Source organism: Paenibacillus sp. FSL P4-0338, assembly GCF_038002365.1.
Classification (GTDB): Bacteria; Bacillota; Bacilli; order Paenibacillales; family Paenibacillaceae; genus Paenibacillus_AQ.
In genome coordinates this window covers 393803-418700 of the sequence record NZ_JBBOCG010000002.1, presented here as the reverse complement: position 1 = coordinate 418700, position 24898 = coordinate 393803, and the positions used below count along the sequence as shown (strand labels likewise).

Genomic DNA, 24898 nt, shown 5'->3' with positions numbered 1-24898 from the left:
TTTTCGATTACATTGGGTCCGCGCGTCTACACCAGGTACATTCCGTTCCCCTTCCCCTAATCACCAAAGAGGAGGCCCCAACGGACCTCCTCCATAGCTTATTCTACTGGTAATGCAGACACAGCTTATTCCATCACCGCACGGATCGCGGCAATCTCCCCGCGCCGCAAGGCCTCGGCATCCGCGCCTCGCAGCAAGCCTCCGGATACACTGCGTTCCTCGCCGCTGCGGAATTCCAGCTTCATCTGCTGAATAACCGCCTTGCTGTCGCCGAAGGTATCCGCATGACGCGGATTCACATAGGTCACTTCCGTGCTGCCCAGCAGCTTGAAGGAGACCTCTCCCTGCTCGTCGAACAGCCAGCCGGGAAGGGCCGGATGCAGCGCCAGGGTTAGTTCACCATCTGAGATAGCGAACAGGCTGCTGCCTGCCATCATCGTTCTCCACATGCTCAGGAACTCGGCGGTGGAGCCGCTCAGCCGGGCAACAAATCCCCGTCCGTGTGTATGCGGGTCAGGGTTGCCGCCCGTGGAGATGAACGACGAATTCTCCAGCGTACTGCGTCCGTAGACCTCTGGATCAAGGAACGGAATCAGCGACGTTCTCAGCTCACTGTAGAATTCTTCATACAGCCCCGCCTTCAGCAGCTCAAGCAAGTATTTATAGGACATGTGCAGGAAATTCGATTCCCGCTCCTGCCAGCCTGCAGTGAACGCCCGGATACGTCCGATCTCATGCCCCTCTTCCTCCAGCGACACCGAAGTGCGGTACATTGAGGTGACCGGATCGAACAGTCCGCTCTGCTTCACCTTGCTGTAGATGGCCTTGGCGGTCTGCTGATCCTCCAGTGTCTTAAGCCAGCGGGTTGGGCCTTCCAGGAAATACGGAAGCGCTGAAGCCTCGAATGCCTCTACGACTGCCTTCGGCAGTCCATAGCCGCTGATGACCGGCTCGCCGGCAGCATCCGTGACCGGCTGGAAGCGCGTAGCCTCGAAACGGAAATAGGTTGGCACCAGTCCGCCGCCCATCTCCACCGCACGCGCGATCCCCTGATCCGTCTTGCGCAGCCACTGCTCCAGCATTTCGCGAATCACCGTAAGAGAGACATCGCGGGTCTCACCTGTAATCCCGAAGCGAATCTCCGCCCGGTAAGCCTCACGCGCATAGGCAACGCGGTCCCAGTATGCGAATGGGTCCAGCGAGCCGTCCAGCACTTCCGTTACAGCCTGCTCTACCTGTGTCAGCAGCGCCGCTATCTCCGATGGAAGCGCCACTGACGCAGGAAGCCCGGCACTGTTCTCCAGCGCTTCCGCCATGAACACCAGCATCCGCTTCAGCTCCAGCGTCTCGCTCATCCCCGAGCCGATCAAGCCCGGCAGCCCGTTCATCGCATCGTTCCAGCCCGGCTTGTTCGCCTCCATCTCCACACCCATACCGTACGGATCCAGCGTAGCGAATTTGTTCAGGGCGAGCGACAGCATTTTCACAAATAGACTGGTCCGGTAGATCTCCCCATGCCCGCCTTGCGTGCGCAGCCACTCGGTACCGGATGCCTTGCGCTTCAGCTTGTGCAGCTTCTCCTCATCCTCCAGCAGAGCTCCGAACTGCCGCACCTTGCCGCCGCTGATCACATATTTCTCGCTGCGCGGCAAGACGTACGCCGGAGAGTCGTAGAACGCATACGTCTCATCCCCGAACAGCAGCTCCCCAAGACGCTCAGGATAAATATCCAGATAGCCTTCCACCAGGTCCAGGTTATACGTCCAATGATCAGACCAGAACCCCTCCCCGAAGGCGGCTTCAATGTTCTGCTGCGACAACGCTAGCACCCCGCTGAGGAATTCCTGCTCGCTTAGGGTTAACGCAATCTGCTGATCGGCAATATAGTTAATCAGACTGCCTGCGGTGAAGCGTCCGGCCAGGAGCTGCGTAAGTCCCGCATGCTGCTCCGCAAGCGCTCCGGCCAGCCAGGTCTTAAGCTGCTCTTCCGCACCCGGCAGAATCTCGAAGCTGGTGCCCTGTACACTGAGCGGATTGTAGCCGTCTGCCTGAATCAGGCTATAGAACATTTTGATATTGAAGCTGCCCACCTTGGGATGGAAAAAGACGTCGTTACGCCGGTTCTGGTTCATATCGCGGAAGTTCCCGTTCCCCTGCGAATAATATTCGGGAGCCAGCGAGAAGAAATTATAATCCCGTTCCATATCGCCATGCTTGCGGGAGTAGAGATGGACGACGAAGCCCTCTTCCCCATTGTCAAAAATAAACGGATATCCCCCGCGCAGGAAATTGTCGAGATAGGACTGGCGGCAATACGCGTCGAAGATCGGCGAGGACGTCCGGGTGGCGATATCTGCAGTTAACTCCTCGGTCAGCGCGGCAGCTTCAAGGGATTTGGCGGCAAAATACTCCTCACGGCACAGCTCCGCCGTCCGTTCATTAATCCGGTCAATATCATTCACATGCCCGATGATCGTGTTCAGCTTCAGCGAAGCACCAGGGGCCAGGGTCCGGGCTGTGCCGCTGAAGCCGCACGGCACCTTGTTAACCGGATACTGCGGTTGTGCCAGCAGCTCTGCCAGCGGAAGCGCGGCGAAGCGGTCGGGATAGGTCAGTGAAGTATTCCCGCCAAAGATCACCTCATAGTCTACCAGCGGACGGAGCAGTTCCCCTTCCACCGTGGAGGAGAGATAGAAATGCCCGCTCTCGATCTTGCCAATTTCGGCATCGTCATTCGTGCCGGAGCGCAGCTTGTAGAACGGAATCCCGTGCTCCAGGTTGAACACATCCATCCAGCTGCGGAGCAGGTTCCCCATCTCCTTATAGTTGCCGTTTGCCACCCCGAACGGAAGCACCTCCGGCAGACCGTCCAGCAGTTCCAGCTCAAGTTCGGCTCCGCCGATGTTCTGAATCTCCACCTGACGGACCAGCGCGGCATAATCATCCCCCGGAAGATTGAAGTAGTGGACCGTGGTCTTCAGCCCATGTCCGGTATGCGTCTCCTCAATGGTTAATCCGTTCGGCAGAATGGTCATGATCCGCTTGGCTTCAGGGTCCGGGCGGGCCGACTGGAACGGTTCATAGATCTCTGCTGCCCCCTTCAGCTTGATGAAGGTGCGGAAGCCGGTCGATGTTACATTCTTGTAGGAGATATTGGCCGGCGAGAACTCCATGATCGGTGAGTTTTTGTCCCGCACGCCGAAGCTGCTGATCCCTTGGCCGCGGTTCACATAGAACGTCCACATCGGGATTCCCTTCAGTCCGGCCAGGCCGGGCAGGAAGCTGGCGAACGGCTTGCCTTCGTGGAACTGCTCGATAATAAATTTCCCTGAATCAAAAGTATAATGGCTCATCTTTACTCCTCCTAAAATATCAATAAATGCTTGCGGCATAGACCTAAGCCTGTGTGATCAGATGGGTCGCAATAGAGTGCGCAGGCAGCGTGCATTCGGCGGTCTCGGCGCCCAGTCCCAGCGTCAGCGTACGTGCTTCCCCGCCTTCGTTCATCAGCACCACAGCGAGGCTGCCGTCCGGATTGCGGAACGCTGCCGACAGCACCTCTGCCGCTGCCGAATCCAGGCCGATCCGCACCGCACCCGGAGCAATAAATTTGCTGAAATGTCCGATGTAATAATACGAGCTGTTGTAGTGGACCTCGTCTGCAGCCGTATCGGCAATCACCGGAGCATCGCAGAGATTGCCTACATGGTTCGGCCCGCCCGTCTCATCCAGCACCAGATTCCAGTCCAGGTAGCCTTCGGTCCAGGCATTCAGATCGCCGATCATATTGCGGCCGTAGCGCTCACCCGTGAACCATTCCCCCAGACGCACGCCGCCCTCCTGGCAGCCTTCAGTGAACAGCACATGCTTATCCGGGAAAAGCTCATGCACCTGCTCCACGTTGCCGAACTCCTCGCCGCCGTACCAGTGAATTCCAGTCCCCCAGACATACTTTGCAGCCTCCGGGTCCGACAAAATCGGGGTCACGCGCTCGACCATAATGTCGCGGTTATGATCCCAGATTACGATGTTCACATCGCCCATTCCAGCTTCGTGCATTACGGGGCCGAGATGATTTTTGACAAAATCACGCTCTTCCTCTGCACTGTACACACAGGAATCCCAAGTCTGTACTGCTGCCGGCTCATTCTGCACAGAGACACCCCAGACCGGAACGCCTTCCTTGCGGTAGGCCTCGATGAATTTGGTATAATACCGTGCCCAGACCGGCGCATACTCCGGCTTCAGCGAGCCGCCGTTATTCATCTCCCCGTTGGTCTTCATCCAGGCAGGCGGGCTCCACGGAGAGGCCAGCATGGTGAACGGTCCGCCCCGGGCCTCCATGGCATCCTTAATCAGCGGCAGAACCCACTTATGGTCGCGTGAGATATCGAAGGTCTTAAGCTCCGTATCCCCATCCTCCACATACGTATAATTGCCGAGTGCGAAGTCGCAGCTATGGATATGGACACGGCCCATGCTGTAATTCAGCCCATCCACCGGGTCGAAATACCGCCGGATGACCTCTGTGCGCTTCGCCGGACTCATCCGGGACAAGGTATACGCCGCTGCTTCTGTGAATGCGCCGCCAAAACCAATAATGGTCTGATACGCCTGCTCCGGCCGCAGCACGATATCTGCTTTTGCCGCGGCGCTGTCCGCATTGAACTGAATGCCATCCTTGGGACTCAGACGATCCCCTGTATCTTTGGCGGTGACTACGGTTTGTACTGTTGTCATGTCCATCACTCCTCTATTATTTTGCCAGGTTACAGCAGGAACGAAAGAAATCGAAACCGGTTTCGATTTTGCCGAAAAAAAAGGTATTCCTGAATGAACGCATCTTCATCACATGCGCGGCGGTGCGCAGGAATCCCTCACAATAATCTCTACAGGCAGCACAAGTGCTTCCTGAGCCGTACCTGGACCGTTCATAGATGCCAGCAGGAGCTCCGCCGCCCGGGTCCCCAGCAGTCCGGTATTCTGGCGTACAGTGGTCAGCGCAGGCGTAACGTATCTGGCAAGTTCGATGTCGTCATAGCCCATCACCGAGACATCCTCCGGCACCGCAAGCCCCTGATCCTTAGCTGCCATTACTGCACCTAGGGCCAGCAAGTCACCTGAAGCAAAAACAGCCGTTGGCCGCTGTGGCAGCGCCAGCAGACGCTTCATTGCACCATAACCGTTCTCCAGCGCGTAGAAGGCTCCCTCGGCCACGTATTCATCCGGCACCTCAAGTCCCTGCTGCTCCATCGCCGTTCTGTACCCCAGCTCCCGCTGCTGTCCCGGATAGGTGTTCCCGCCTCCCGAGATGTGGGCAATCCGGCGGTGTCCAAGACGGGCCAGATACTCTACCGCCTGCAGTGCACCCGTCATATTATCCGAGCAGACTGTATGCGACAGCTCCGTCTCGAAATCGAGCACCACGGTCGGAATATCACTCTCCAGCAGCTCCCGGAAATACGGGTCATCGTAATCAGAGAGGAACACTACCACCCCGTCGACGCCGCGAATCCGGCAGTTCTCCAGATATCCGCTCTGCTTGCCGCCGACATCCTTCGAGATGAACATGAGGGCATAGCCCTTGGCTACGGCAACCTGCTTGAAGCTCTCAATCACTGCGCTGAAAAAGGGATGGCGGATTCCCGCCCCCGTATTCTCAACAAACAGCACACCGATGGTCCAGGATTTCTTAGTCGTCAGTGTACGTGCATGCGCATTGGGAAGATACCCCATCTCCCGGGCGGTACGCAGAATCTCCTCACGCGTCTTCGCCCGCACATCGGAATAGTTATTGAACGCCTTGGACACTGTGGTTGGTGAGTAGCCGGTCCTTTTGGCAATATCATATATCGTGGTCATTCCGGTTCACTCCCGCAGCTCAATGAAAGCCCTTTTATGTTCACTGACATTCTAACTTCTTTCGGTACGTCCGTCCAGCATAAAATATCTTTGGACCTCAGGCAGCAGCGTCACGATCTGAATCAGCATTCCCAGCGACATATAGAACACATGAATGAAGCTGACCATGTTCCACATGTAGGTCTGCGCCATAATCCAGATAATCTGGCCGAAGCCGATATAGAGTGAAAAGCTCCAGGCCGCATGCCGCTCCTTGAACGGTGTCAAGGCGTAGCTCCAAGACCACTGCGGCTGCTTCCAGAGGCCGTACAGTACAAGCAGCGGGAGCAGGCCGAATACAGACAGGAGCAGCAGCCCGGGGATGGCAAAGCTGTGAAAGGGCATTCGTACCATTGCCGAGACCGGCATGCCGAGTAATTCCCCGCTGGGATCAGCCAGCAGCGCCAGCCCGCCGGCAATGGCCCCCAAGCTCAAAAAACCTTGAAGTACAATCAGCACCCTCACAGCACCTGGCATTTTTTTAGCAGCATTCATCCTCATTCCTCATTTCAGGCACATTTTTTTCCGGCTACAGCCTCGGGCTATTTCTTGTTAGCGCCTATGCTTTATTGAGATTTTACAGATTTCTCCTCAAGATTGCCGGGAAAGAAATCACACTCCGGAAAATTCGCAGGATGTGCCTGCTGTGTGAATGTCTGCAGTTTACGCTATACTAGTATCAATTAGGACAACTACTGAAATTAAAACGGACGCATGCAAGCAGATGCACTTATCATTCACAATACAGAAGGGATTGGACGGTTGCGGCTTAAGGCTGCTTCTGCCAAGTACATTTATGACTGAGACCACAACTCTACCTCCATCCAAAAAATGCGCGTACTGCCATCAGCTTAAGCCGCTCTCTGAATTCCGCAGGCGCACAGGCAAGCGCGCCAAGGGCGTGTCCCGGCGCGGAGCCTGCCGGGAATGCCGCAAGCTCCGCGAGGCTGAAGCTTCCTTGCCGCCAGTGCGGGCAAGCGTAGCGCCTGCCCTGCCGGAGCGCCCGGCAGGGCCCCTCAAGCGTGACAAGGGGCCGGCCTCTATCTCCGGGGCAGCTGCGCCCGGGAAGGCACAGCCGCCCATAGCCCAGCCCCTTCCGGCCTCACGGCCTGAACGTGCCCGGGACGCCAGAGGCAACGCGGGAGCGGCCGGTCTTAAGGGCAAGGCACGTCCCCGGCATGCCGCCGAGACCGGACGCAGCCTTCCGCAGCAGCGCGGGCCGAGGCCCGATCCGCAGGATGCCTCTGCCCTGATTCCTTCCTCCAAGGGCATGATTCTCATGCGCGGGCACAGCGATAAGGGCCGCCGCTGGCATCAGGAGATCGACCTTGAGCTTGCCGTGACGCTGGTCAAGGAGCATGCGGCCGTCGTTGTGAACCGGCGGACGATCCGCCGCATATATAGCAACAAGGACTTCCGCGCCTATATTTTGACGAGGGACCGCTATACGTGTTATTTCTGCGGCCAATACGGGGATACCATCGATCATCTGCTCCCCCGCGCCAAGGGCGGGCATACTACGCCGGACAACTGCGTCTGTGCCTGCAATTTATGCAATCAGACGAAGGCTGACCAGTCGGTGGAGCAATTCATGAGCCGGTAATGTTCTTGACCCGTCCTACCTGGCCGTCCGCCAGACGTACCTTGATCCCGTGCGGATGGCGGGGCGAGTTGGTCAGGATGTCTTTCACTGTGCCATGCGTGAGCTTGCCGGTCGCCTGATCCTGCTTCAGTACGATGTCTACCTGAATGCCGGGGCGGATATCCGCTCTTATTTGTCCGTTCATAATACACTCTCCTTCCGTTAATATTTGCGTTATATGTCGTCTACTTCCTCTTACAGATAAGGATGAACAGCCATGGCTTTTGGAATCAACCGGGCGGAATTAACCCGCTGGAAACAGGCCGTCTCTGCAGGGGAGATTGCGTTCCTGACCCATTACTGGATCGATAAACGCTACCCCGGGATCACCACAGTCACCAAGGTGGGCTGCAGCGATCTGCCCCGCCTGCGGGATTGGTGCAGGAAGCACGGTCTCCCGGCGCGGTATATTCATAACCGCCAGCCGTTCCCCCACTTCGACCTCATGGGCCCGAAGCAGGCGGAGATTCTCCGGCAGGAGGGCTTATGGGAGCACCTGGAACGCTTCCGTATGCTCTGAATTCTATGATGAACGGCAGACTGAGGAGCGCCTGTGACCGGGCGGTTATTTCGGGTTCCGCAGATCCTTCATAATCCGGCGGCCGGTCGGGGTCTGGGCCAGCCCGCCCCCGGCCGTCTCCCGGTGCTTCTCAGGCATCGCAGAGCCGACCTCCAGCATGACCTTAATCACTTCATCGGACGGAATCACGCTACGGACGCCAGCCAGGGCCATATCCGCCGCCGCAAGCGCCGTAACGGCACCGAAGCCGTTGCGGACAATACACGGAATCTCCACAAGTCCGCCTACCGGGTCACAGATCAGTCCCAGTGTATTTTTGAGCGCGAGACCTACCGCATGTACAGCCTGTGCCGGAGTCCCGCCGCGCATCTCGGTCAACGCTCCGGCCGCCATGCCGATCGCTGAACCCACCTCGGCCTGACAGCCGCCTTCCGCACCCGATACAAAAGAATTATTAGCAATAACATACCCTATCGCTCCAGCCGCGAACAAACCGGAGACCATGTAGTCATCGTCCCAGCCGAAGCGCTCCTGACAGCTCAGGAACACACCGGGGATAATTCCGCAGGAGCCGGCAGTCGGTGTGGCAATAATCCGGCCCATGGAGGCGTTCACTTCAGAGACAGCAAGGGCATACGCCATCGCCTGGCCTGCCGGTCCCCCGAGACAAGGCTCATCCGCTGCATTATAGGCGGCCACCCGCTGGGCATCCAGGCCTGTCAGGCCGCTGCGTGAGGTGGTATCTTCGGTCATGCCGCGCTGCACCGCTTCCTTCATCACCCCGTAATACTCGCGCATGGTGGCGAATTCCTGCTCTTTGGAACGGCCGGATTCTGCGCTCTGCTCCTCAAGCATCAGAGCGCCGATCCCAAGCTCCCGCTCCCCGCATAGTACAGCCAGCTGGCTCAGTGTTTGAAAATTCATGTTGTGATGTCCTTCCCCTTCTGTGTCTGTTCTTGTGCATTGCCGTTCAAATCGACTACCTTGACGCTCTTCACTGCCGGAAGCGCCCGCAGCTTCTCCAGCAGCTCCGCCGTGGCTGACTCATCCAGCTCCAGTACCGTCAAGGCCGCCCCGCTGCGGTTCTTCCGGTCCAGTGACATATGTCCGATATTGAACTGGCCCTCCCGCATGACATCCGTGACACTGGCCAGCACACCCAGATAATCCATATGCTGAATCAGCACTGTAGGGTACATGCCGGTCAGCTTCACACTGAAGCCGTCAATATCCACAATCTCAATATTTCCGCCGCCGATGGATGTGCCTGTTAGGGTCATCTCCGTCCCGCTCTCCCTGCCTACAAGACGCAGACGGACCGTATTGGGATGGGGAAACAGCCCCGTTCCCTGACCGAAAGAGATGCTCATCCCGGCTTCGGCCGCAAGCTCAATGGAATCCGGCAGCCGGTGGTCGTCCGTGGCGAAGTCAAGCAGACCTCCGGCGATTGCCCGGTCTGTCCCATGTCCCTGATAAGTCGCGGCAAAAGAACCGAAGAACGTAACCTCGGCCTCTCCCGGCAGCTCACCAAGCACCTGCCTTGCGGCCCGCCCGATCCGCGCGGCTCCCGCTGTATGAGAACTGGAAGGCCCGACCATGGCCGGACCTATAATTGAGAATACATCTTTAAATCTCATAGTTCTGGTCTCCCGCTATCTAAATTCGGCCATGCACAGCGAATATTATTCATCTGTTCATTGTACAGCACCTATATATTATACTGCGTCCGCACCAAAGCTACACTATTACATGAATTGTGAGGGAAATAGAAGGATAATGTATAGCGTGAAGCCTATAAATTCTTATTTTGAGAACAGCACCAGCCCGTCCCGCTCCTGCCAGCCGATACGGGTCCAGAAGCTGCGGCCCGGGGCATTATTTTCGATCACCATGAGATGGCACTTCGTTATGCCCGCTTCCAGCAGTTCCGCGAGGCAACGCCTCACCAGCTCACGGCCTGCACCGCTTCCCCGGCTGCCGCTGTCGACAGCCACATGATACATATAGCCTCTGCGTCCGTCATGCCCGCACATCGCTGTGCCCATTAGGGTGCCATCTTCCTTCACGCAGACCTGGCTGATGCCCGGATTCCGCTCCAGATAACGGATGATGTGCTCACGCGAGTCGGCTTCACTGAGACCCATTCCGTCCGTATTCTCCCATAACCGGTAAGCCGCCTCGTAATCGTCCCCTGTCATTGCTCTATATATCATTCATTCTCCCCATTTCTATGTTTAAGACTCCACTTCACGCCGCACGCTTTTCTGGGCGCATGCATACCCATATACGGAAGAGCTGAGCAGGCAAGGAGGAGTAACCGCCGATGAACCCCGTGCATCCTTATTATGGCAAGTGGAAACAGCTTTGCCGTCCTCTGAAAGGACGGTACCGTTTCAGCGAGAAATAGAAGGATAAGTTATCGTGTGAAACCTATAAGTTCCTTATATTTTGAAAAGACGGTCTGTCATGTGCAGCCTGTCGCTTTCCCCCTCAGCACCAGGACCGCCAGCCCGGGCTGGCGAGCGTAATGCAGCCGCCTCCAATCAGCGAGCAGCCGCAAGGCAGTCCTTTTTCCTGACTCAGGCGGCGCTTCCGCATCTTCATCCAGGGAGCTGCATCATTAACACCGCCTCCATAACCGCATACCGGGGACACGAGGAGCTGATTGACTATTCATCCACCAAAGGCGCTATCGTCTCCTTCACACGTTCGCTCGACTTATCTCTCGCCGGCAGCGGCATCCGTGTCAACAGCGGAGCTCACGGTCCGGTATGAACGCCGCTGATTCCCGCCAGCTTCTTCTCTGCGGAGGAGGTCAGTGTCTTCGGTACTGAGACTCCGTCAAGCGTGCGGCACAGCCCTACGAACTGGCAGGAGCCTAAGTCTACCTGGCCAGCGATGATGCTTCTTATGTAACCGGCACCTGCATTCATTTTAACGGCGGAGACATGGTTACCAGCTTATCCATGTCCAAGCTTCAGCCGGTCACTCCGGCCGTATTCATCCCCCACCTGAAAGGATGTATAGCAATGAATCAACACAAGGATTTCAACCTGCCTTCTGTCCGCCTCAATGCGGGCATGTACGCTCTGACCAAGCTGTCGGCCGCCGGATTGACCTTCATCCTGATCTCCCTGTTCATGCTGATCCATGGCTATGAGAACGGAATTCCGTCCGGCTGGCCAGTATCGGTTCCTTATGCTATCTACGCCTACGGCCTACCGGCTGCCATCCTCGCTGATGCGCTGCTGCGCATGTTCCGCTCCACCTCACTCAGCCCTGCGCTGGTCCTGTACGCCATTGCCGGCTATGGCGCCGGCCTGTGGCTCGCTGCGGAGCAGGGCGGCGACGCCCTCGTCTCCGGCCTTACCGGCCTCGCAGTACTGTTGCTGTTCCGCATCGCTCAAACCGCGGGCGAGCGCTTCCCGATCCTGCTTCCCTTCTTCGCTCTGTTTATTCCGCTGGTCTGTCTGGTTCTATTCTGACCTGGACGGATTCAGGCGGGGGCGTTGGTGCATCGCGCGCTATTGGATGCCCGCAGCATACAATTGGAATAGGAAATCAGGTGGCAAAACTACTAATAAAGTTAGTTTTGCCGTCTGGAGTGAAATGTGCCAAATTAAGTGTCGTTTATCCAACTAACGTCCCGCCAGAGCTCATCCGTTCATCAGCAGGTGGACAAAATCCACCTATTATCCGCTAAAGCAAACTAACATAGACTTTGAGCCCAAAGTAGGACCGTGCGCCAGAGCGAGCAAGAACTTGAACTTGTTAATAGAATGTTGCCGGAGGCTGGCGCTGTTGGTTTTGAGAAATCAAGCCGGTGCCTACACTTACAGCGCTTCGATAATATCCCCGGCGATCAGGGCGGCAGGATGGTCCCGCTTCCTGGCGGCGCGTTCTCCGGCCAACCCGTGCAGGTAGACTCCGAATGCTGCGGCCTGATCCGCCTCCAGGCCCTGGGCCAGCAGACCGGAGATGATGCCCGTCAGCACATCCCCCGCACCGCCGGTACCCATACCGGGATGCCCGGTGATATTGATATAGGCTTGCCCTTCGGGCGTTGCTATTACGGTATGGGCTCCTTTGAGTACAAGGATTACCCCATGCTGAACTGCATAGGACAATGCCAATCCGATCCGGTCCCGCTGCACCTCCGCTGTAGATATCCCCGCCAGACGGGCCATCTCCCCCGGATGCGGGGTCAGAATAACCGGATGGCGGCGGCTCCAGCTCCGATATCCGGCATCTGCCAGTATATTCAGCGCATCCGCATCGATAACCATAGCCCTGTCCGACTCCTCCCACAGTCTGCGGAGCCACTCCGTATCTCCTTCGAACCGGCCCAGGCCGGGGCCGATGGCTACACAATCGCGGCTGGTACTCAGCCGCAGCACTTCAGCGGCCGTACCCGCGTTCCACTCCCCGTCGCCTCCGGTGACCGGGGCCAGCATCAGCTCCGGTACGGAACCGATCACATAGGGCAGCAGCTTCTCCGGCAGCGCCCAGGTTACCAGCCCGCAGCCTGCGCGCAGTGCAGCGCGGGCAGACAACAGGCCTGCGCCGCTCATGCGCAGGCTTCCTGCTGCAAGCAGGACATGCCCGTAGGTACCCTTGTGGCCCTCGGGCGAACGGCGGCGCGCCAGGTCAACCTTCAAGCGCGCCGTCAGTACTTCCGGCGTCAGGAGGCTGACTCGGACGCCCCCCTCCCGGGCAAGTGCAGCGGGTATGCCGATGGAGCGGACCACGACCCGCCCGGCTGCCTCTGCGCCGGGATATTGCAGCAGCCCCCGCTTCAGGAACGCGAGGCAGACGGTCACTGACGCATGAATGCAGGGCTCATGCGTCTCCCCCGTGTCCGCATCCAGCCCGCTGGGGATGTCCGCGGACACAATGGCTCTGCCGCTGGCATTCGCAGCGGCAATCAGCTCCGCATAGGCACCGCGCGGGGCTCCCGCGCTGCCTGTGCCGAGCAGCGCATCCAAGATGCCGCTGCATGCGGCAAGGTCCAGGGCGTCCCTGCCGTAGACTACGGCAGGGATGCCCATGGCTGCAGCGGCATCACGCTGCAGCGCGGCTTCGCCGGCCAGCGACTCCGGCGCGGCCGCGTACACCAGCGTGACGGCGATGCCGGCCTCACGCAGGTGCCGGGCGGCGGCGAGGCCATCGCCGCCGTTGTTGCCCTTGCCGGCGAGGACGAGCCAATGCTCTCCGCCGGCACCGGCAAACGTCAGCGCTGCATCTCCGCTGACAGAGAAGCCCGCAGCATCAGCGCCGAAGCCTGGCGCCACGCGCCCGCTTGACGCATGTGCTACGCTACCAGTTGCTACCGTTCCGCTACTCCGCACTACACCTCCAGCCATGCCGAACCCATCACTACGTACACCATCAACAATCGCTCCCGCTCCGGGTACTTCGCCACCTAGCACTCCCGCTTCATTACTCCACACTCCACCTCCAGCCGTACCAGCCACACCAGCCACACCAGCCATACCAGCTTCACTTGCCCGGCGGCGGCAAAAGGCGATGACCTCCTCGGCAATGGCCCGTCCGGCATTTTCCATCAGGGCGATGGCCGGGATGCCCAGCCGCTCAATCGTGTCGCGGTCGAATGCCCGCATCTCCTCCGCTGTCACCACATCCATTGGTCCAGACCTCCTTCATAGTTGCTTCGATTGTACTAAGTCCCGTTTCAGCAAGCAAATAACCCAGGTAGCTCATAGCGTCCAACGAGTAACTAGTAACGATCTGCTTAAAAAGAAAAAAGCCCTCCCGCTACGAGGAGGACTCTTTATGTTAGATAGTTAAGGATATCGTTGTAAAATCAGGCGTTTTAGTTGTACAGAGTGCGTTAAACCTGCCGCTGACTCTACCTCTGCATTTTCACCTTCCGCCTCCGCGTACACCCCCACCCTCATCAATACCCTACAGTAAACCTGGCCCTGCTGAAATTACCTTCCTCCAGCTCATCGATGACCGCCACAGCGAAATCCTGGATGCTGATGCCGCTCCGGCCGTCTTCATCTACAATAAGCCGGTCGAGGCCGATACGGAATTGGCCGGTGCGGCGCCCTTCTACCAGAGCGGCAGGCGGACTGAGATACGTATAATCCAGCTCTGACCCTCTATAGATCTCATACGCATTGGCATGAGCCGAAGCCAGCGCGCGGTAGTCCTCGGGGAATCCGGCGGTGTCCATCAGCCATTCTCCTGATTCTGTCTTCAGGCTGCCCGCTCCGCCGACAATGATCAGACGCTCAAGTCCGGCCGCCCGCATCCCTTCCAGCAGTGAATCCGCCACCCGCAGCAAATCATTCTCATGCCCCGCCGCCGGACCGAAGGCACTGATTACCTCTTCATGCCCGCGCACGGCTGCCGTTACCGAGGCCGGGTCCAGCAGATCAGCAGCGGTCACCTGCAGCCGCTCATGCTGAAGGCTGAAGGCTTCCGGTCTGCGTACCGCAGCCGTGACCTCATGTTTTCTTTTTAATGCTTCCTGTACGATGGCACTTCCAACTCTGCCCGATGCCCCAAACACTACAATATCCATTCTCCCGCTGCCTCGCTTTCCTAATCTGCTATCCTTTATCATTACACGAATTCATACGATTTATCGCCGCAGGAACATTCCCTGTGAAGCAGGCATTACCGGCGCGAACCCGTATCTGGCATATAGCTTGGCCGCTTCCCCGTCAGCGATGAGACTGATATACGCCTTTTCCGGCACACTGTCCAGGAACGTGCGGATTTCCTGCATGATGCTTTTTCCGAGACCCCGTCCCTGGAAGGAAGGCTTCACAGCAATATCCGTCACTTGAAAAAAACATCCCCCGTCCCCAATAACCCTGCCCATGCCCACTAGTTGCTCCCCTGCATACACCGTCACGGCAAAAGCAGAGTTAGGCAGTCCGGCGGACGCCCCCTCTATGCTCATCGGACTAAGCCCGGCTTCCTGCCGCAGCGCCAGATAATCCTCAACTGAGGGCAGCTCCTGCCAGATCTCCGGCTGTACTGAATTTGTCATAATTCTCCTCCTGTATCCTGCAATCTGCAAGCAGATCCCGCTGCCATACTGATACCAATATATATGTATTTGTTCAAAATTGAAACGCCCCGACTCCTCCGGCGTACAATAACTCAAAACACAGCACTTGCTCTCTGCGGGCGTGCAGGTTATTCTTACCCCGTGTCCTTGGGTAAACTGTGGATAGACAAGCAACACTATTATTTTGGAAGGTTGGTGAAGTAATTATGTCTCCTACAGGGAAACTATTTAAATGGGGTACTTTCGCTTATGAGGCTTTTCTGGCGCTGCCGATTATCGGGGGAAGCTTTGTTGTGGCAAATGCCTGGGTACCGCTTGGGGTCGCTTTTCTGCTGCATGCTGTAGCCATTATCATTCTGCTGAGAGAGCGCGGTCCGATTATCGGGAATGCAGTGGGTGTGGTCACCTCGGTGGTTGCCTTGATTCCTTTTGTCGGCTGGGTGATGCATGCCATTACCGCTATCATTCTGCTCGTAGAAGGACTGAGCGGATCACGGCGCAATCCACGTTACTGATAGTCAACAAGCGGAAACGGCATTGCCGTCCTTTTAAAGGACGGTACCGTTTCAGCGAGAAATAGAAGTATAATTTATCGTGTGCGACATATAAATTCTAGAGTAAAGGGCTGGTGCAACCCAGCCCCTCCTCATCAAACCGTACGTGAGGTTTTCCCTCATACGGCTTTCCGATGTTTGTCATTCATCGGCATGCAGATTACAATAGCGTTTTTAGTCCATATTGGATGGTCAAATATCTAACTTCTGACCGGGATCTCATCCATCTTCCTCGTTGTCTCTTCTTCGCATACCACCGGGTAAATCGTTGCAGAATATACCAATCCAGTTTTGCTAACCTCTTTTGGCTGTACTTTGTGTAATAGTAGTTTCTCCATCCTTGAATCTTGGGATTGAGCCATTCCACGTGTTCCGCAAACGATTTCGAACGCATGCTGGGCGGTGCTAATCTTTCTTTAACCACGCCTCGAATTCGTTCCTCCGCCTTCTTCGTTAGCCACTGCTGCGTGGTGTAATACACCTTGCCTTGGGATGTTTCTGCCTTCTTTTTCCGGTGGTGCATTCCTAAGAAGTCGAATCCTTCGTCTCCTGTCCATAAGCCGACAATACGGGTTTTGGTTGGGTGTAGCGTCAGCTCCAGACGTTCCATGATTCTGCGTATGAGTTCATACGCATGTCCGGCGTCCTTTTTAGTTTTACAGACCACCACAAGATCGTCTGCATACCTCGTGAGTTCACCTACTCCTTTCCCGTGTTTTTCCCACAGTCGGTCAAAATAGTTCAGATAGATGTTCGCCAAAAGTGGTGAGATCACTCCACCTTGTGGTGTGCCTAAATCGGAACGTCTTACGTTTCCTTCTTCCATGACTCCCGCCTGAAGCCACTTCCGGATTAACTTCAGGATTCGTCTGTCATTGATACGCATTTGTACCAATTTCATCAGTTTCTCCTGGTTAATATTGTCGAAGTAACCTTGGATGTCGACGTCGACTACCCAATTTCCTTTGCGGTTGCAGGCTTTCCGGATTCGATCCAGTGCTCCTTTCGCACTTCGCTTCGGGCGAAATCCGAAGGATACTTCTTCGAAATCCGCTTCGAAGATCGGTTCAATGACGAGTTTGGTTGCCATCTGCACCACTCGGTCGCGCACGCTGGGTATGCCCAGCGGTCTTGGTTTCCCGTCTTTCTTTGGGATATAGTGCCGCCGTACGGGCTGTGGGTGGTAGTTACCATCCTTTAATGCTCGCTCGCAGTCTTTGAGAAATTGCACTTCTCCTTGTTTCTCAATATCCGCGAGCGTCACCGTATCTACTCCGGCAGCCCCCTTGTTCGCTTTCACCCGTTTCCAGGCTTCACTCAGCACATCCCAGCGGTAGACTTTGTCGTACAGTGCATGGAATTTACGCTTGTTGTTCTCCTTGGCCGCATGACCTAGCTTTTCTTGGAGTTCTTGAACTTTTTCCTTAGGTGTCGTTAGCCTACTGGCATTCACTCACTCGTACCTCCTCCAAAAGCATAAACAAAGCAGGGCTCCTTCTCTCCCTAAGGTTATGTTGTCCTTAGGTTCCTCGGTACTATGAGCCCCTCGGACTCCCTTCCCACAGACGGTTCATTTCATCTTTTGGACTTATAGAGCGTCTTTTTACGGGTTTCTAAAAAAAAAATCCTCCCGTGTGGGGGAGGGTCTCCCCAGTTCACTATGTCTTCTTTCCTTCCATGCCGATCCCCATACGCCGGAGGATTCTTCACTGCCGTTCCAAGTTCTCTGCAGCTTCCATGGTCTTCACCCATATAAGCGAGGTTCGACTTCCTCTCTTCCCCCTTGCGGGGCCTTTATGACGACGCGGCAGGATTCACTTCATGTTACGGCCTGGCGGGTTGCTCGCCCTGTCTCTGACCGGACTTTTGTCGATGCGCTTCTACGCACGGATTTCGCCGTACGCAGGCATCCTAGCTACACGGGGGCTTGGCCCCTCCCGTGACCGGACTTTCACCGGTTAGAAGATACGCGCTTTCTGGGCACGCCTTATATTTTCACAAAAGACCTCCCATTGGTTGCCCAATGGAAGGTCTTTCTGCATTATCCTCGTCCCCCAGTACGGGTATCGGTCCGCCGGCTTCCGGTCTCTCCACTACCACGTGAATTTGCTGTGCTGTTCTCGAAACGTTTGCGCTCCGTGCGCTCCATCTGTACGATTTGACCTTCATGCACTACGATGTGCAAGGAGCCGAATTCCATATCGTCGAGAAGTTCCGTTATCCGCGCAAGCCATACCTCATCCACCTTTAGTGGTTTCGCCATTCGCAAGCCTCCCTTTCCCGGTTAGGGAAGTAACTCTGCCTAAATTCCGTTATTACCACCTTGTATACTATGAATTAACTTAGCACGGCTCCCAATAGCTGTCAATGAGCATTTTTGCGTACAAGTACGCTTTTTACAATCATCGTCACCAGTGCCAGCAGGAGCAGCAGAGAAGCCACCGCGAAGGATGCCGAAAACTGATATTCGTTGTACAAAATTTCGACATGCAGCGGCAACGTATTCGTCTCCCCGCGGATATGCCCGGACACCACCGATACGGCGCCGAACTCGCCCATGGCCCGTGCATTGCAGAGAATAATGCCGTAGAGCAGACCCCACTTGATATTCGGCAGCGTGACGCGCCAGAAGATCTGCCACCCGTGCGCACCTAGCGTAATCGCAGCCTCCTCCTCCTGTGTGCCCTGCTCCTCCATCAGCGGAATCAGCTCGCGGGCTACGAACGGGAACGTGATAAACAGCGTAGCCAGCACGATGCCTGGCAGGGCGAAGACGATTTTGATATCATGGTCGCTTAACCAGGGGCCGAACCAGCCGTGCGAGCCGAACACCAGAATGAAGATCAGTCCGCCAATCACCGGTGATACCGCAAAGGGCAGATCGATCAGCGTAATCAGAAATCCCTTGCCGCGAAAACGGAACTTGGTCACCGCCCACGCCGCCGTTACTCCAAAGACCGTATTCAGCGGAACCGTAATCGCGGCGACCAGCAGCGTCAGTCTCAGCGCCGAGGCGGCGTCCGGGTCGGTCAATGCGGCCCAGTAGACATCCAGCCCCCGCTTCAGCGACTCCACCAGAACAATGATCAGCGGCAGCGCAATCAGCCAGAGCAGGACCAGTCCAGCCAGGGAGATGAGCACCCATTTCACCACTTGTGACTCCGTCGTAGAAGGCGATGACGCGCCTGTTCGCGGCCCGGGGACATGCAAGGGAACCGTACCGGCCATTCTAATTCCTCCTAAATTAATGTGTTTATCGCGAGCTCCGCCGAGCCCAATGCTGAAGGCTGTTGATGACCAGCAGCATCAGGAAGGAGAGCAGCAGCAGAATCAGCGCCACGGCAGTGGCTCCGGCGTAATCGAACTGCTCCAGCTTGGACATGATCAGCAGCGGGGCGATCTCAGTGCGCATCGGCATATTGCCAGAGATGAACACGACAGAACCGTACTCGCCGATGCCCCGGGCGAACGCCAGAGCGAAGCCCGTAAGCAGCGGAGGCAGCAGCTCCGGCAGGACAATCCGCAGGAAGGTACGCCCGCGGCCTGCCCCAAGCGTAGCTGCGGCTTCTTCCATGTCCCTGTCCAGATCCTCCAGCACCGGCTGCACCGTGCGGACGACAAAGGGAATGCCGATGAACATCAGCGCCAGCGTGATGCCCAGCGGCGTGAAGGCTACCTTGAAGCCCAGCGGCGTCAGCAGGGAGCCGATCCAGCCGTTCTGGGAATAGAGGGCGGTCAGCGATACGCCCGCCACGGCTGTAGGGAGCGCGAACGGCAGGTCGATCAGGGCGTCGAAGATTCTTTTACCGGGGAATTCATACCGCACCAGCACCCAGGCCAGCAGCAGTCCCAGAAAAACATTAATCAGGGCCGCAGCGCCCGCCGTACTCAGACTGACACGGTAGGAGGCCAGGACGCGGGCATCCGTAGCCACATCCCAGAACTTGGCCCAGCTCAGCCCCGTTGAATTGAAGAGCAGCGCGGACAGCGGCAGCAGGACCACAAGACTCAGATACAGTACGCTGAACCCCATCGTAATTCCGAACCCCGGCAGCAGCTTGCGCCGCGACACCGTCCTTGCAGCAGCTTTGGTCATGACACTCATCTGCCCATTCATCCTTTCAAGACTCCGCTATCAGCTGCCCGGTACGTAGATTTTGTCGAAAATCCCGCCGTCATTGAAGTGCTTCGCCTGGGTCTCCTTCCAGGTTCCGAATTTATCGGCCAGGGTGAACAGCTTAATCTCCGGGAATTGATCCTTGAACTCGGCCTTCACGCTATCCAGTGTCGGACGGTAATAGTTCTCGGCAGCAATCTTCTGGCCTTCCTCGGTGTAGAGATATTTCAGGTAGGCATCTGCTACCTCGCGCGTTCCTCTTTTATCAACCACCTTATCCACCACCGCAACCGGCGGCTCTGCCAGAATGCTCTCTGACGGATTCACAATCTCGAATTTGTCCGGACCCAGCTCCTTGATAGACAGATACGCCTCATTCTCCCAGGCAATCAGCACATCCCCGATGCCGCGTTCCACGAAGGTAGTGGTTGAGCCGCGCGCTCCGGTATCCAGGACCGGTACATTCTTGAACAGCTTTTGCACAAATTCCTGAGCCTTGGCTTCATCATTATTATTGTGGTCCAGCGCATAGCCCCAGGCAGCCAGGTAGTTCCAGCGGGCGCCGCCAGAGGTCTTGGGGTTAGGGGTGATGACCTCTACGCCCTCCTTCAGCAGATCGGGCCAGTCCTTGATGCCCTTCGGGTTGCCTTTGCGGACCAGGAAGACGATGGTGGAGGTATACGGGGAGCTGTTATGCTCATATTTACTCTGCCAGTCCGCGCCGATCAGCCCGGCCTCCTGAAGCGCATCAATGTCATATCCGAGTGCCAGCGTAACGACATCTGCCTCCAGGCCATCCAGCACAGCCCGGCTCTGCTTGCCCGATCCGCCATGCGATTGCTTGACTGTTACCTTCTGGCCGGTCTCCTGCTCCCAGTAGGCGGCGAAGGCCTTGTTGTAGTTCTCATACAGCTCACGCGTTGGATCATAGGATACATTCAGCAGCTCGACTGGATCTTTGGCCTGTGTCTGGGTGGCTTCCGGTGTTGAAGACGCCTTCGCCGCCGCTTCTGCCACGGCCGGGGCCGCCGTTCCTGCACCCGCACTGTTCCCTGCATTACTGTTCCCGCAAGCCGTAAGCCCTGCCGTCAATATCAATGCAACTCCGGCGAGAAGCCCCTTCTTGATCCCTTGTGTCATCCTTAGCCCACTCCCCCATATTAGTCTGGTAACAAGCAATAGACGCAGGAAAGCCCGCTTGCGGCAAGTCAAACCGGTCTTATAGACACGTATCTGCGAGCCTGAAGCAGGCGTTCCTCCGTCTGTACGGTAAGAACTTATTCGATTATTCCTACCCATTTAGTAGGTTATACAGATATAATACTGAACGCTTCCCGCGCTGTCAAACCTTTTTTTCACTTTGAATGAAAGACGGCGATCCACGGGCCCCGGGCAGGAAGTGGCGCCCGTTCCTGTAAGCTCCACTTGTTATTGCTGCCCCAAAGTAATATCATTGCTTACATCTAATAGAGTGAAAAAATAGAGTGGAAAACGCACCGGGGGAAATAATCATGGGAATGGATTTGGAGTATGGCCCCGCGCCGCAGGGACCGCGGCTGCACAGGCGCGTACTCAAAGAACTGGGCAGACGCATTCTGGAAACGTACAGGTATGATACTACTTTATGGAGGACTGCGCTCAGCGGCCCTTGGACGCTATGCATTCTGGCTTTTTCTATAGTTATTATGGGTATTCCTACCGGACTCGGAAGCGCAGCAGATATTATGTTGGCAGTTGGCGCAGGAACGCTTGTTATGGCGCTGGCCAGCAATCTGCTGGCTGTGCTGCTCTCTCTAACCGGACTGCGGCTTCCGCATCTGTTCGCAGGCTCTTTGCTCAGCACTTATGGGGCTGTATTGCTAATCTTATATTTTTCCGATCTGGAGCTTGAAGCTGCAGCCGTTATCGCCGGTATCGCAGCCTTGGCCTGCGGGTTAGGGGGACTTGCGGCCGGCCTGCTGCGGACCCGCAGAATGCTCAGCGGCAGTCTGCTGGCAGCGGCACTCCTCCTCTCCCCCTTCGCACTGGCCTATGGCTCCGGGACGGGGAGCAGCCCGGTATCGGTACCGTCGCTTCAGAGTCTGGCGGCAGACGGACAGGTGCTTCCCTTACTTGCAGACGATCCCGCACAGCCGGGCGGCTATACATTCCACAGCTTCACCTATGGAAGCGGCAAGGATCTGCAGCGCAAGGAGTACAGCAAGGATGTCCTGCTAACCTCTGCTTCCGTGGATGCTACCGGGTATATCTCTTCCTGGCCTGTGCTGCGGACCCTGTTCTGGGGATTCGATCCCGCTTCCCTCCCGCTGAACGCCAGAGTATGGATGCCGGACGGGGACGGGCCGTATCCGCTGGTGCTCATGGTGCATGGCAACCATATGATGGAGGACTTCTCCGAGGGCGGCTACGCCTATCTTGGTGAATTGCTGGCCAGCCGGGGCTTCATCGCGGTCGCCCTGGATGAGAATTTCCTGAATTATTCAGCTTGGTCGGGTATTCCAGACAACGACTTCAAGGTAAGGACCTTAATGATTCTAAAGCATCTGCAGCAGATCGGAAGCTTCGCGGAGCATCCCGGCACCCCCTTCTACCAGAAGGTTGATTATGACTCTGTTGCGCTGCTCGGCCACAGCCGGGGCGGCCAGGCTGTAGCCATGGCTGCGGATGCATCGCTCTGGTTCAGCAGTGATCCGGTTCTGGAGGCTATTCAGCAGTTCCATATTACTTCAGTCATTGCCCTGGCCCCTACGGATAAAATGATCGACAGCAAGCAGGCCCGTCTAACGGATGTGAGCTATCTGACGCTGCAGGGCGCCCGTGACGGCGATGTGCATGATTTCTACGGGGACCGGCAATATATGCGTTCTTCCTACACCGGCAATACCCCCGGCTTCAAAAGCTCGCTCTACATCGCTGATGCCAACCATAGTCAGTTCAATACGGACTGGGGGCTTTATGACCAGACGCTGCCGACCGGCCTGTTCCTGAAGCGTTCCCGGATCATGGACGGGGAGGAGCAGCGGAGAATCGCGAAGGTCTATGTCTCTGCCTTCCTGGAGAACACGCTGCACGGGAGAACCGAGTACCGGCAATTGTTCCGCGATTACCGCAGCGGCGCCCGGTGGCTGCCGGATACCGCCTATTATAACCGCTTCCAGAGCGGGTCCTATATCACGGTAGCGGACTATGATGAAGATCGCAACAGAGGCATCGTTCAGGGCGGGACCGTCTCTACGACTACGGGGCTTCACTGGAGCGAAGAGGCCGCGAAGGACCGTGAACGGAACAATAAGCCCTCTTACGGTATCCTGCTGGAGCGCAGCGCAAGCCCGGATCAGGAGTCTGCGGACGCCGAGGCGGCTTACAGCATTAGGCTCAGCGATACGCTGACCCGGACGCTTGCGAAATCCCCTGCTGTAGAGGGGCTCACCTTCTCCCTGGCGAACCATAATTCCGATCCTAACCAGGACGGCGATGCCGGGCCGATGCCGGAAGCTGAGCTCTCTCCGGATGTGGAGGTGGAGCTGACTGACAGCAACGGCACCGCCGCAAGAATCCCTCTGGACGAGGTGATGGATATTCTGCCGCTCCCGCAGACTGAATTCACGCTTAGTCCGTGGCTGGAGGAGCGGATCAGTGACGGCAAATTCAGCAACCTCTCGGAAGCCGTCTACCAGACCTACAAGCTGCCCTTCGAGCTGTTCCTTGAGGAAGAACCGGAGCTTGATCCGGACAGTTTGACTGATATCACTTTTTATCTGCAAGGCTCAGAAGACAAGATTATGCTGGACGACATCGGCTTCTACGAGCGGGGGGACCCGCTGACAGGAGTGTATTAACCGGACATCATTCTATCTATAAAAAGCCCAAATTGCCCCCTGCCCGCCATACTCCGGCGTTCAGGGGGCTTTGCCGTTCCTGCACAAAGATACTTGTCCAGGTTAGTCCAGGGCTACAAGACAGACAGGGGCTGGTACTTCCAGCTCATTGCCGGTAGGGATCAGCCGCCCGGTCTCACTGTCTATGCGGAAGGAGGCAATATTGCCGCTGTTCTGGTTAGCGGCGAGCAGCATGCCGCCGATCAGAGCGAAATTGCGCGGTGTCCGGCCCCCGGAGATTACCCAGTCTTCCGCTTCCAGCAGACCTGTAGCCTTATCGATGTGGAATAGTGCGATGCTGTCGTGTCCACGGTTGGATACGTAGAGGTAACGCCCGCATGGCGATACATGGATGTCAGCAGCCGTGTCATCACTTCCGGCCGTATAGTGCTCTGGGAGACTGCTGATGCTCTGCAGGAGCTTCAGATTACCCTGAGGCTCATCATTGGCGAACACGGTAACCGAATTGTTCAGTTCATTGACCAGATAGATCCATTGCCGTGAAGGATGAACCGCCAGATGGCGCGGTCCTGAGCCTGGAGGAAGGTCCACCTCCCGGTGAGTGACCAGCTTCCCGTCCTCCACACGATAGATCACGATCTGGTCAAGACCAAGGTCACAGACCAGCACATGTTCACCCGTCTTATCCGGAATCACCGAATGGGGGTGGGGAGCCTCTTGTCGGTCACTGCGGATTCCCGAGCCCTCATGCTTCACCTGGGAAGACATCTCCTGCAAGGACCCGTCCGGGTTCAGCGGGAACACATTGACGTTGCCCCCCATATAGTTAGACACGGCTATGTAATCTCCCTGCAGAGCAACCGAGACATAACAAGGTGCGCCGCCTCCGGTTGCTCTGCTGCCCAGCGGATGCAGGGCTTTGCTGCCGGGTTCAATCGCATAGGCATGAATCTCACCCTCATCCTGCTCGCTCACTGCATATAATGCAGTCTGCGCCGCATTGACCGCCAGATAGGAGGGATTCTGGGTCCCCCGGGTACCGCCCATAAGCCTCATTTCTCCGGTCTCCTTATCCAGCGCACCGAGCAGGATGGCCTCTTTCTCCTTACTGTTGTACGTTCCAATATAGAATAATACTTCATTAGGCTGGTGCATGGCTGCGGCTCCTTTTTGTTCTAAAGTATATAATCTTATATAACCTGTACACCCCTATTCTCACTCAGAGGGTGATCCATTAATTCACTATAACATCTTTATGTACCCGCGGCCTTATCAGGGTT

At 56.6% G+C, this 24898-nt stretch carries 22 protein-coding genes and 1 pseudogene; 6 read left to right on the top strand and 17 right to left on the bottom strand.

Annotated features, from left to right (window positions below):
* Positions 1-125: 125 nt before the first annotated feature.
* The 4 genes from MKZ07_RS25905 to MKZ07_RS25890 all read right to left on the bottom strand — a co-directional run bounded on the left by MKZ07_RS25905 (position 126) and on the right by MKZ07_RS25890 (position 6396).
* Positions 126-3353 (bottom strand): cellobiose phosphorylase, encoded by a 3228-nt coding sequence (locus MKZ07_RS25905; protein ID WP_341028478.1) that lies wholly within the window; start codon positions 3351-3353, stop codon positions 126-128.
* 43 nt (positions 3354-3396) lie between these two features.
* On the bottom strand, positions 3397-4740 hold the full coding sequence (locus tag MKZ07_RS25900) for a glycoside hydrolase family 30 protein (protein ID WP_341028476.1): 1344 nt from the start codon (positions 4738-4740) through the stop codon (positions 3397-3399).
* 108 nt (positions 4741-4848) lie between these two features.
* Entirely contained in the window at positions 4849-5862 is a 1014-nt protein-coding gene (locus MKZ07_RS25895; protein WP_036702103.1) for a LacI family DNA-binding transcriptional regulator, read from the bottom strand.
* A 51-nt stretch (positions 5863-5913) separates the two neighbouring features.
* A complete protein-coding gene (locus MKZ07_RS25890) occupies positions 5914-6396 on the bottom strand; it encodes a hypothetical protein (RefSeq protein WP_076160214.1) in 483 nt (160 codons plus the stop codon).
* A 301-nt stretch (positions 6397-6697) separates the two neighbouring features.
* Here MKZ07_RS25890 and MKZ07_RS25885 point away from each other — a divergent pair, with 301 nt between their 5' ends.
* A complete protein-coding gene (locus tag MKZ07_RS25885; RefSeq protein WP_341028473.1) occupies positions 6698-7504 on the top strand; it encodes an HNH endonuclease in 807 nt (268 codons plus the stop codon).
* Here the strand turns inward: MKZ07_RS25885 and MKZ07_RS25880 are convergent.
* Complete coding sequence (locus tag MKZ07_RS25880) at positions 7491-7688, bottom strand: YwbE family protein (protein ID WP_036702099.1); 198 nt, start codon at positions 7686-7688, stop codon at positions 7491-7493. The two genes, MKZ07_RS25885 and MKZ07_RS25880, sit on opposite strands and share 14 nt — an antisense overlap.
* 72 nt (positions 7689-7760) lie before the next feature.
* Between MKZ07_RS25880 and MKZ07_RS25875 the strand changes: the two genes are divergently transcribed.
* Positions 7761-8063 carry a hypothetical protein gene (locus tag MKZ07_RS25875; RefSeq protein ID WP_036702097.1) on the top strand — a complete coding sequence of 101 codons (303 nt, stop codon included), beginning with the start codon at positions 7761-7763 and terminating at the stop codon, positions 8061-8063.
* Between the two features lie 45 nt (positions 8064-8108).
* Here MKZ07_RS25875 and sdaAA read toward each other — a convergent pair whose 3' ends face one another.
* The 3 genes from sdaAA to MKZ07_RS25860 all read right to left on the bottom strand — a co-directional run bounded on the left by sdaAA (position 8109) and on the right by MKZ07_RS25860 (position 10276).
* Complete coding sequence (sdaAA, locus tag MKZ07_RS25870) at positions 8109-8987, bottom strand: L-serine ammonia-lyase, iron-sulfur-dependent, subunit alpha (RefSeq protein ID WP_036702096.1); 879 nt, start codon at positions 8985-8987, stop codon at positions 8109-8111.
* Complete coding sequence (sdaAB, locus tag MKZ07_RS25865; RefSeq protein WP_036702095.1) at positions 8984-9700, bottom strand: L-serine ammonia-lyase, iron-sulfur-dependent subunit beta; 717 nt, start codon at positions 9698-9700, stop codon at positions 8984-8986. Before sdaAB ends, sdaAA begins: the two co-directional genes overlap by 4 nt.
* A gap of 165 nt (positions 9701-9865) precedes the next feature.
* On the bottom strand, positions 9866-10276 hold the full coding sequence (locus MKZ07_RS25860) for a GNAT family N-acetyltransferase (protein WP_036702094.1): 411 nt from the start codon (positions 10274-10276) through the stop codon (positions 9866-9868).
* Positions 10277-10631: 355 nt separating this feature from the next.
* Here MKZ07_RS25860 and MKZ07_RS25855 point away from each other — a divergent pair.
* Positions 10632-11017 (top strand): annotated as a pseudogene (locus MKZ07_RS25855) (SDR family oxidoreductase); the annotation flags it as partial.
* Between the two features lie 75 nt (positions 11018-11092).
* Positions 11093-11548 carry a hypothetical protein gene (locus MKZ07_RS25850; RefSeq protein ID WP_235218603.1) on the top strand — a complete coding sequence of 152 codons (456 nt, stop codon included), beginning with the start codon at positions 11093-11095 and terminating at the stop codon, positions 11546-11548.
* Between the two features lie 348 nt (positions 11549-11896).
* On the opposite strand, the gene MKZ07_RS25845 is transcribed toward MKZ07_RS25850, so the two are convergent.
* From MKZ07_RS25845 to MKZ07_RS25835, 3 genes are all read right to left on the bottom strand, one after another.
* Positions 11897-13708 carry an NAD(P)H-hydrate dehydratase gene (locus MKZ07_RS25845; RefSeq protein ID WP_341028471.1) on the bottom strand — a complete coding sequence of 604 codons (1812 nt, stop codon included), beginning with the start codon at positions 13706-13708 and terminating at the stop codon, positions 11897-11899.
* 272 nt (positions 13709-13980) lie between these two features.
* On the bottom strand, positions 13981-14613 hold the full coding sequence (locus MKZ07_RS25840) for an NAD(P)-dependent oxidoreductase (RefSeq protein ID WP_036702092.1): 633 nt from the start codon (positions 14611-14613) through the stop codon (positions 13981-13983).
* 60 nt (positions 14614-14673) lie between these two features.
* The gene (locus tag MKZ07_RS25835) at positions 14674-15087 is read right to left on the bottom strand and encodes a GNAT family N-acetyltransferase (protein WP_341028469.1); all 414 of its coding nucleotides are present in this window, start codon (positions 15085-15087) and stop codon (positions 14674-14676) included.
* 227 nt (positions 15088-15314) lie between these two features.
* On the opposite strand from MKZ07_RS25835, the gene MKZ07_RS25830 reads away from it, so the two are divergent.
* Positions 15315-15623, top strand: coding sequence for a hypothetical protein (locus MKZ07_RS25830; protein ID WP_036702089.1), 309 nt, complete (start codon positions 15315-15317; stop codon positions 15621-15623).
* A gap of 199 nt (positions 15624-15822) precedes the next feature.
* Here the strand turns inward: MKZ07_RS25830 and ltrA are convergent, their stop codons facing one another.
* The 5 genes from ltrA to MKZ07_RS25805 form a co-directional block, all read right to left on the bottom strand.
* Positions 15823-17115: a group II intron reverse transcriptase/maturase gene (gene ltrA / locus MKZ07_RS25825; protein WP_036694821.1), complete on the bottom strand. Its 1293-nt coding sequence runs from the start codon at positions 17113-17115 to the stop codon at positions 15823-15825.
* A 588-nt stretch (positions 17116-17703) separates the two neighbouring features.
* Positions 17704-17925, bottom strand: coding sequence for a YezD family protein (locus MKZ07_RS25820; protein WP_036702087.1), 222 nt, complete (start codon positions 17923-17925; stop codon positions 17704-17706).
* A gap of 101 nt (positions 17926-18026) precedes the next feature.
* Positions 18027-18890 carry a sulfate ABC transporter permease subunit CysW gene (gene cysW / locus MKZ07_RS25815; protein WP_036702085.1) on the bottom strand — a complete coding sequence of 288 codons (864 nt, stop codon included), beginning with the start codon at positions 18888-18890 and terminating at the stop codon, positions 18027-18029.
* A gap of 25 nt (positions 18891-18915) precedes the next feature.
* Complete coding sequence (gene cysT, locus MKZ07_RS25810) at positions 18916-19779, bottom strand: sulfate ABC transporter permease subunit CysT (protein ID WP_442792489.1); 864 nt, start codon at positions 19777-19779, stop codon at positions 18916-18918.
* An 18-nt stretch (positions 19780-19797) separates the two neighbouring features.
* Positions 19798-20919: a sulfate ABC transporter substrate-binding protein gene (locus MKZ07_RS25805; RefSeq protein WP_036702083.1), complete on the bottom strand. Its 1122-nt coding sequence runs from the start codon at positions 20917-20919 to the stop codon at positions 19798-19800.
* Between the two features lie 371 nt (positions 20920-21290).
* Between MKZ07_RS25805 and MKZ07_RS25800 the strand changes: the two genes are divergently transcribed.
* On the top strand, positions 21291-23618 hold the full coding sequence (locus MKZ07_RS25800) for a poly(ethylene terephthalate) hydrolase family protein (RefSeq protein ID WP_051494111.1): 2328 nt from the start codon (positions 21291-21293) through the stop codon (positions 23616-23618).
* Positions 23619-23720: 102 nt separating this feature from the next.
* Here MKZ07_RS25800 and MKZ07_RS25795 read toward each other — a convergent pair whose 3' ends face one another.
* Complete coding sequence (locus MKZ07_RS25795; RefSeq protein WP_341028465.1) at positions 23721-24773, bottom strand: lactonase family protein; 1053 nt, start codon at positions 24771-24773, stop codon at positions 23721-23723.
* Positions 24774-24898: the final 125 nt, after the last annotated feature.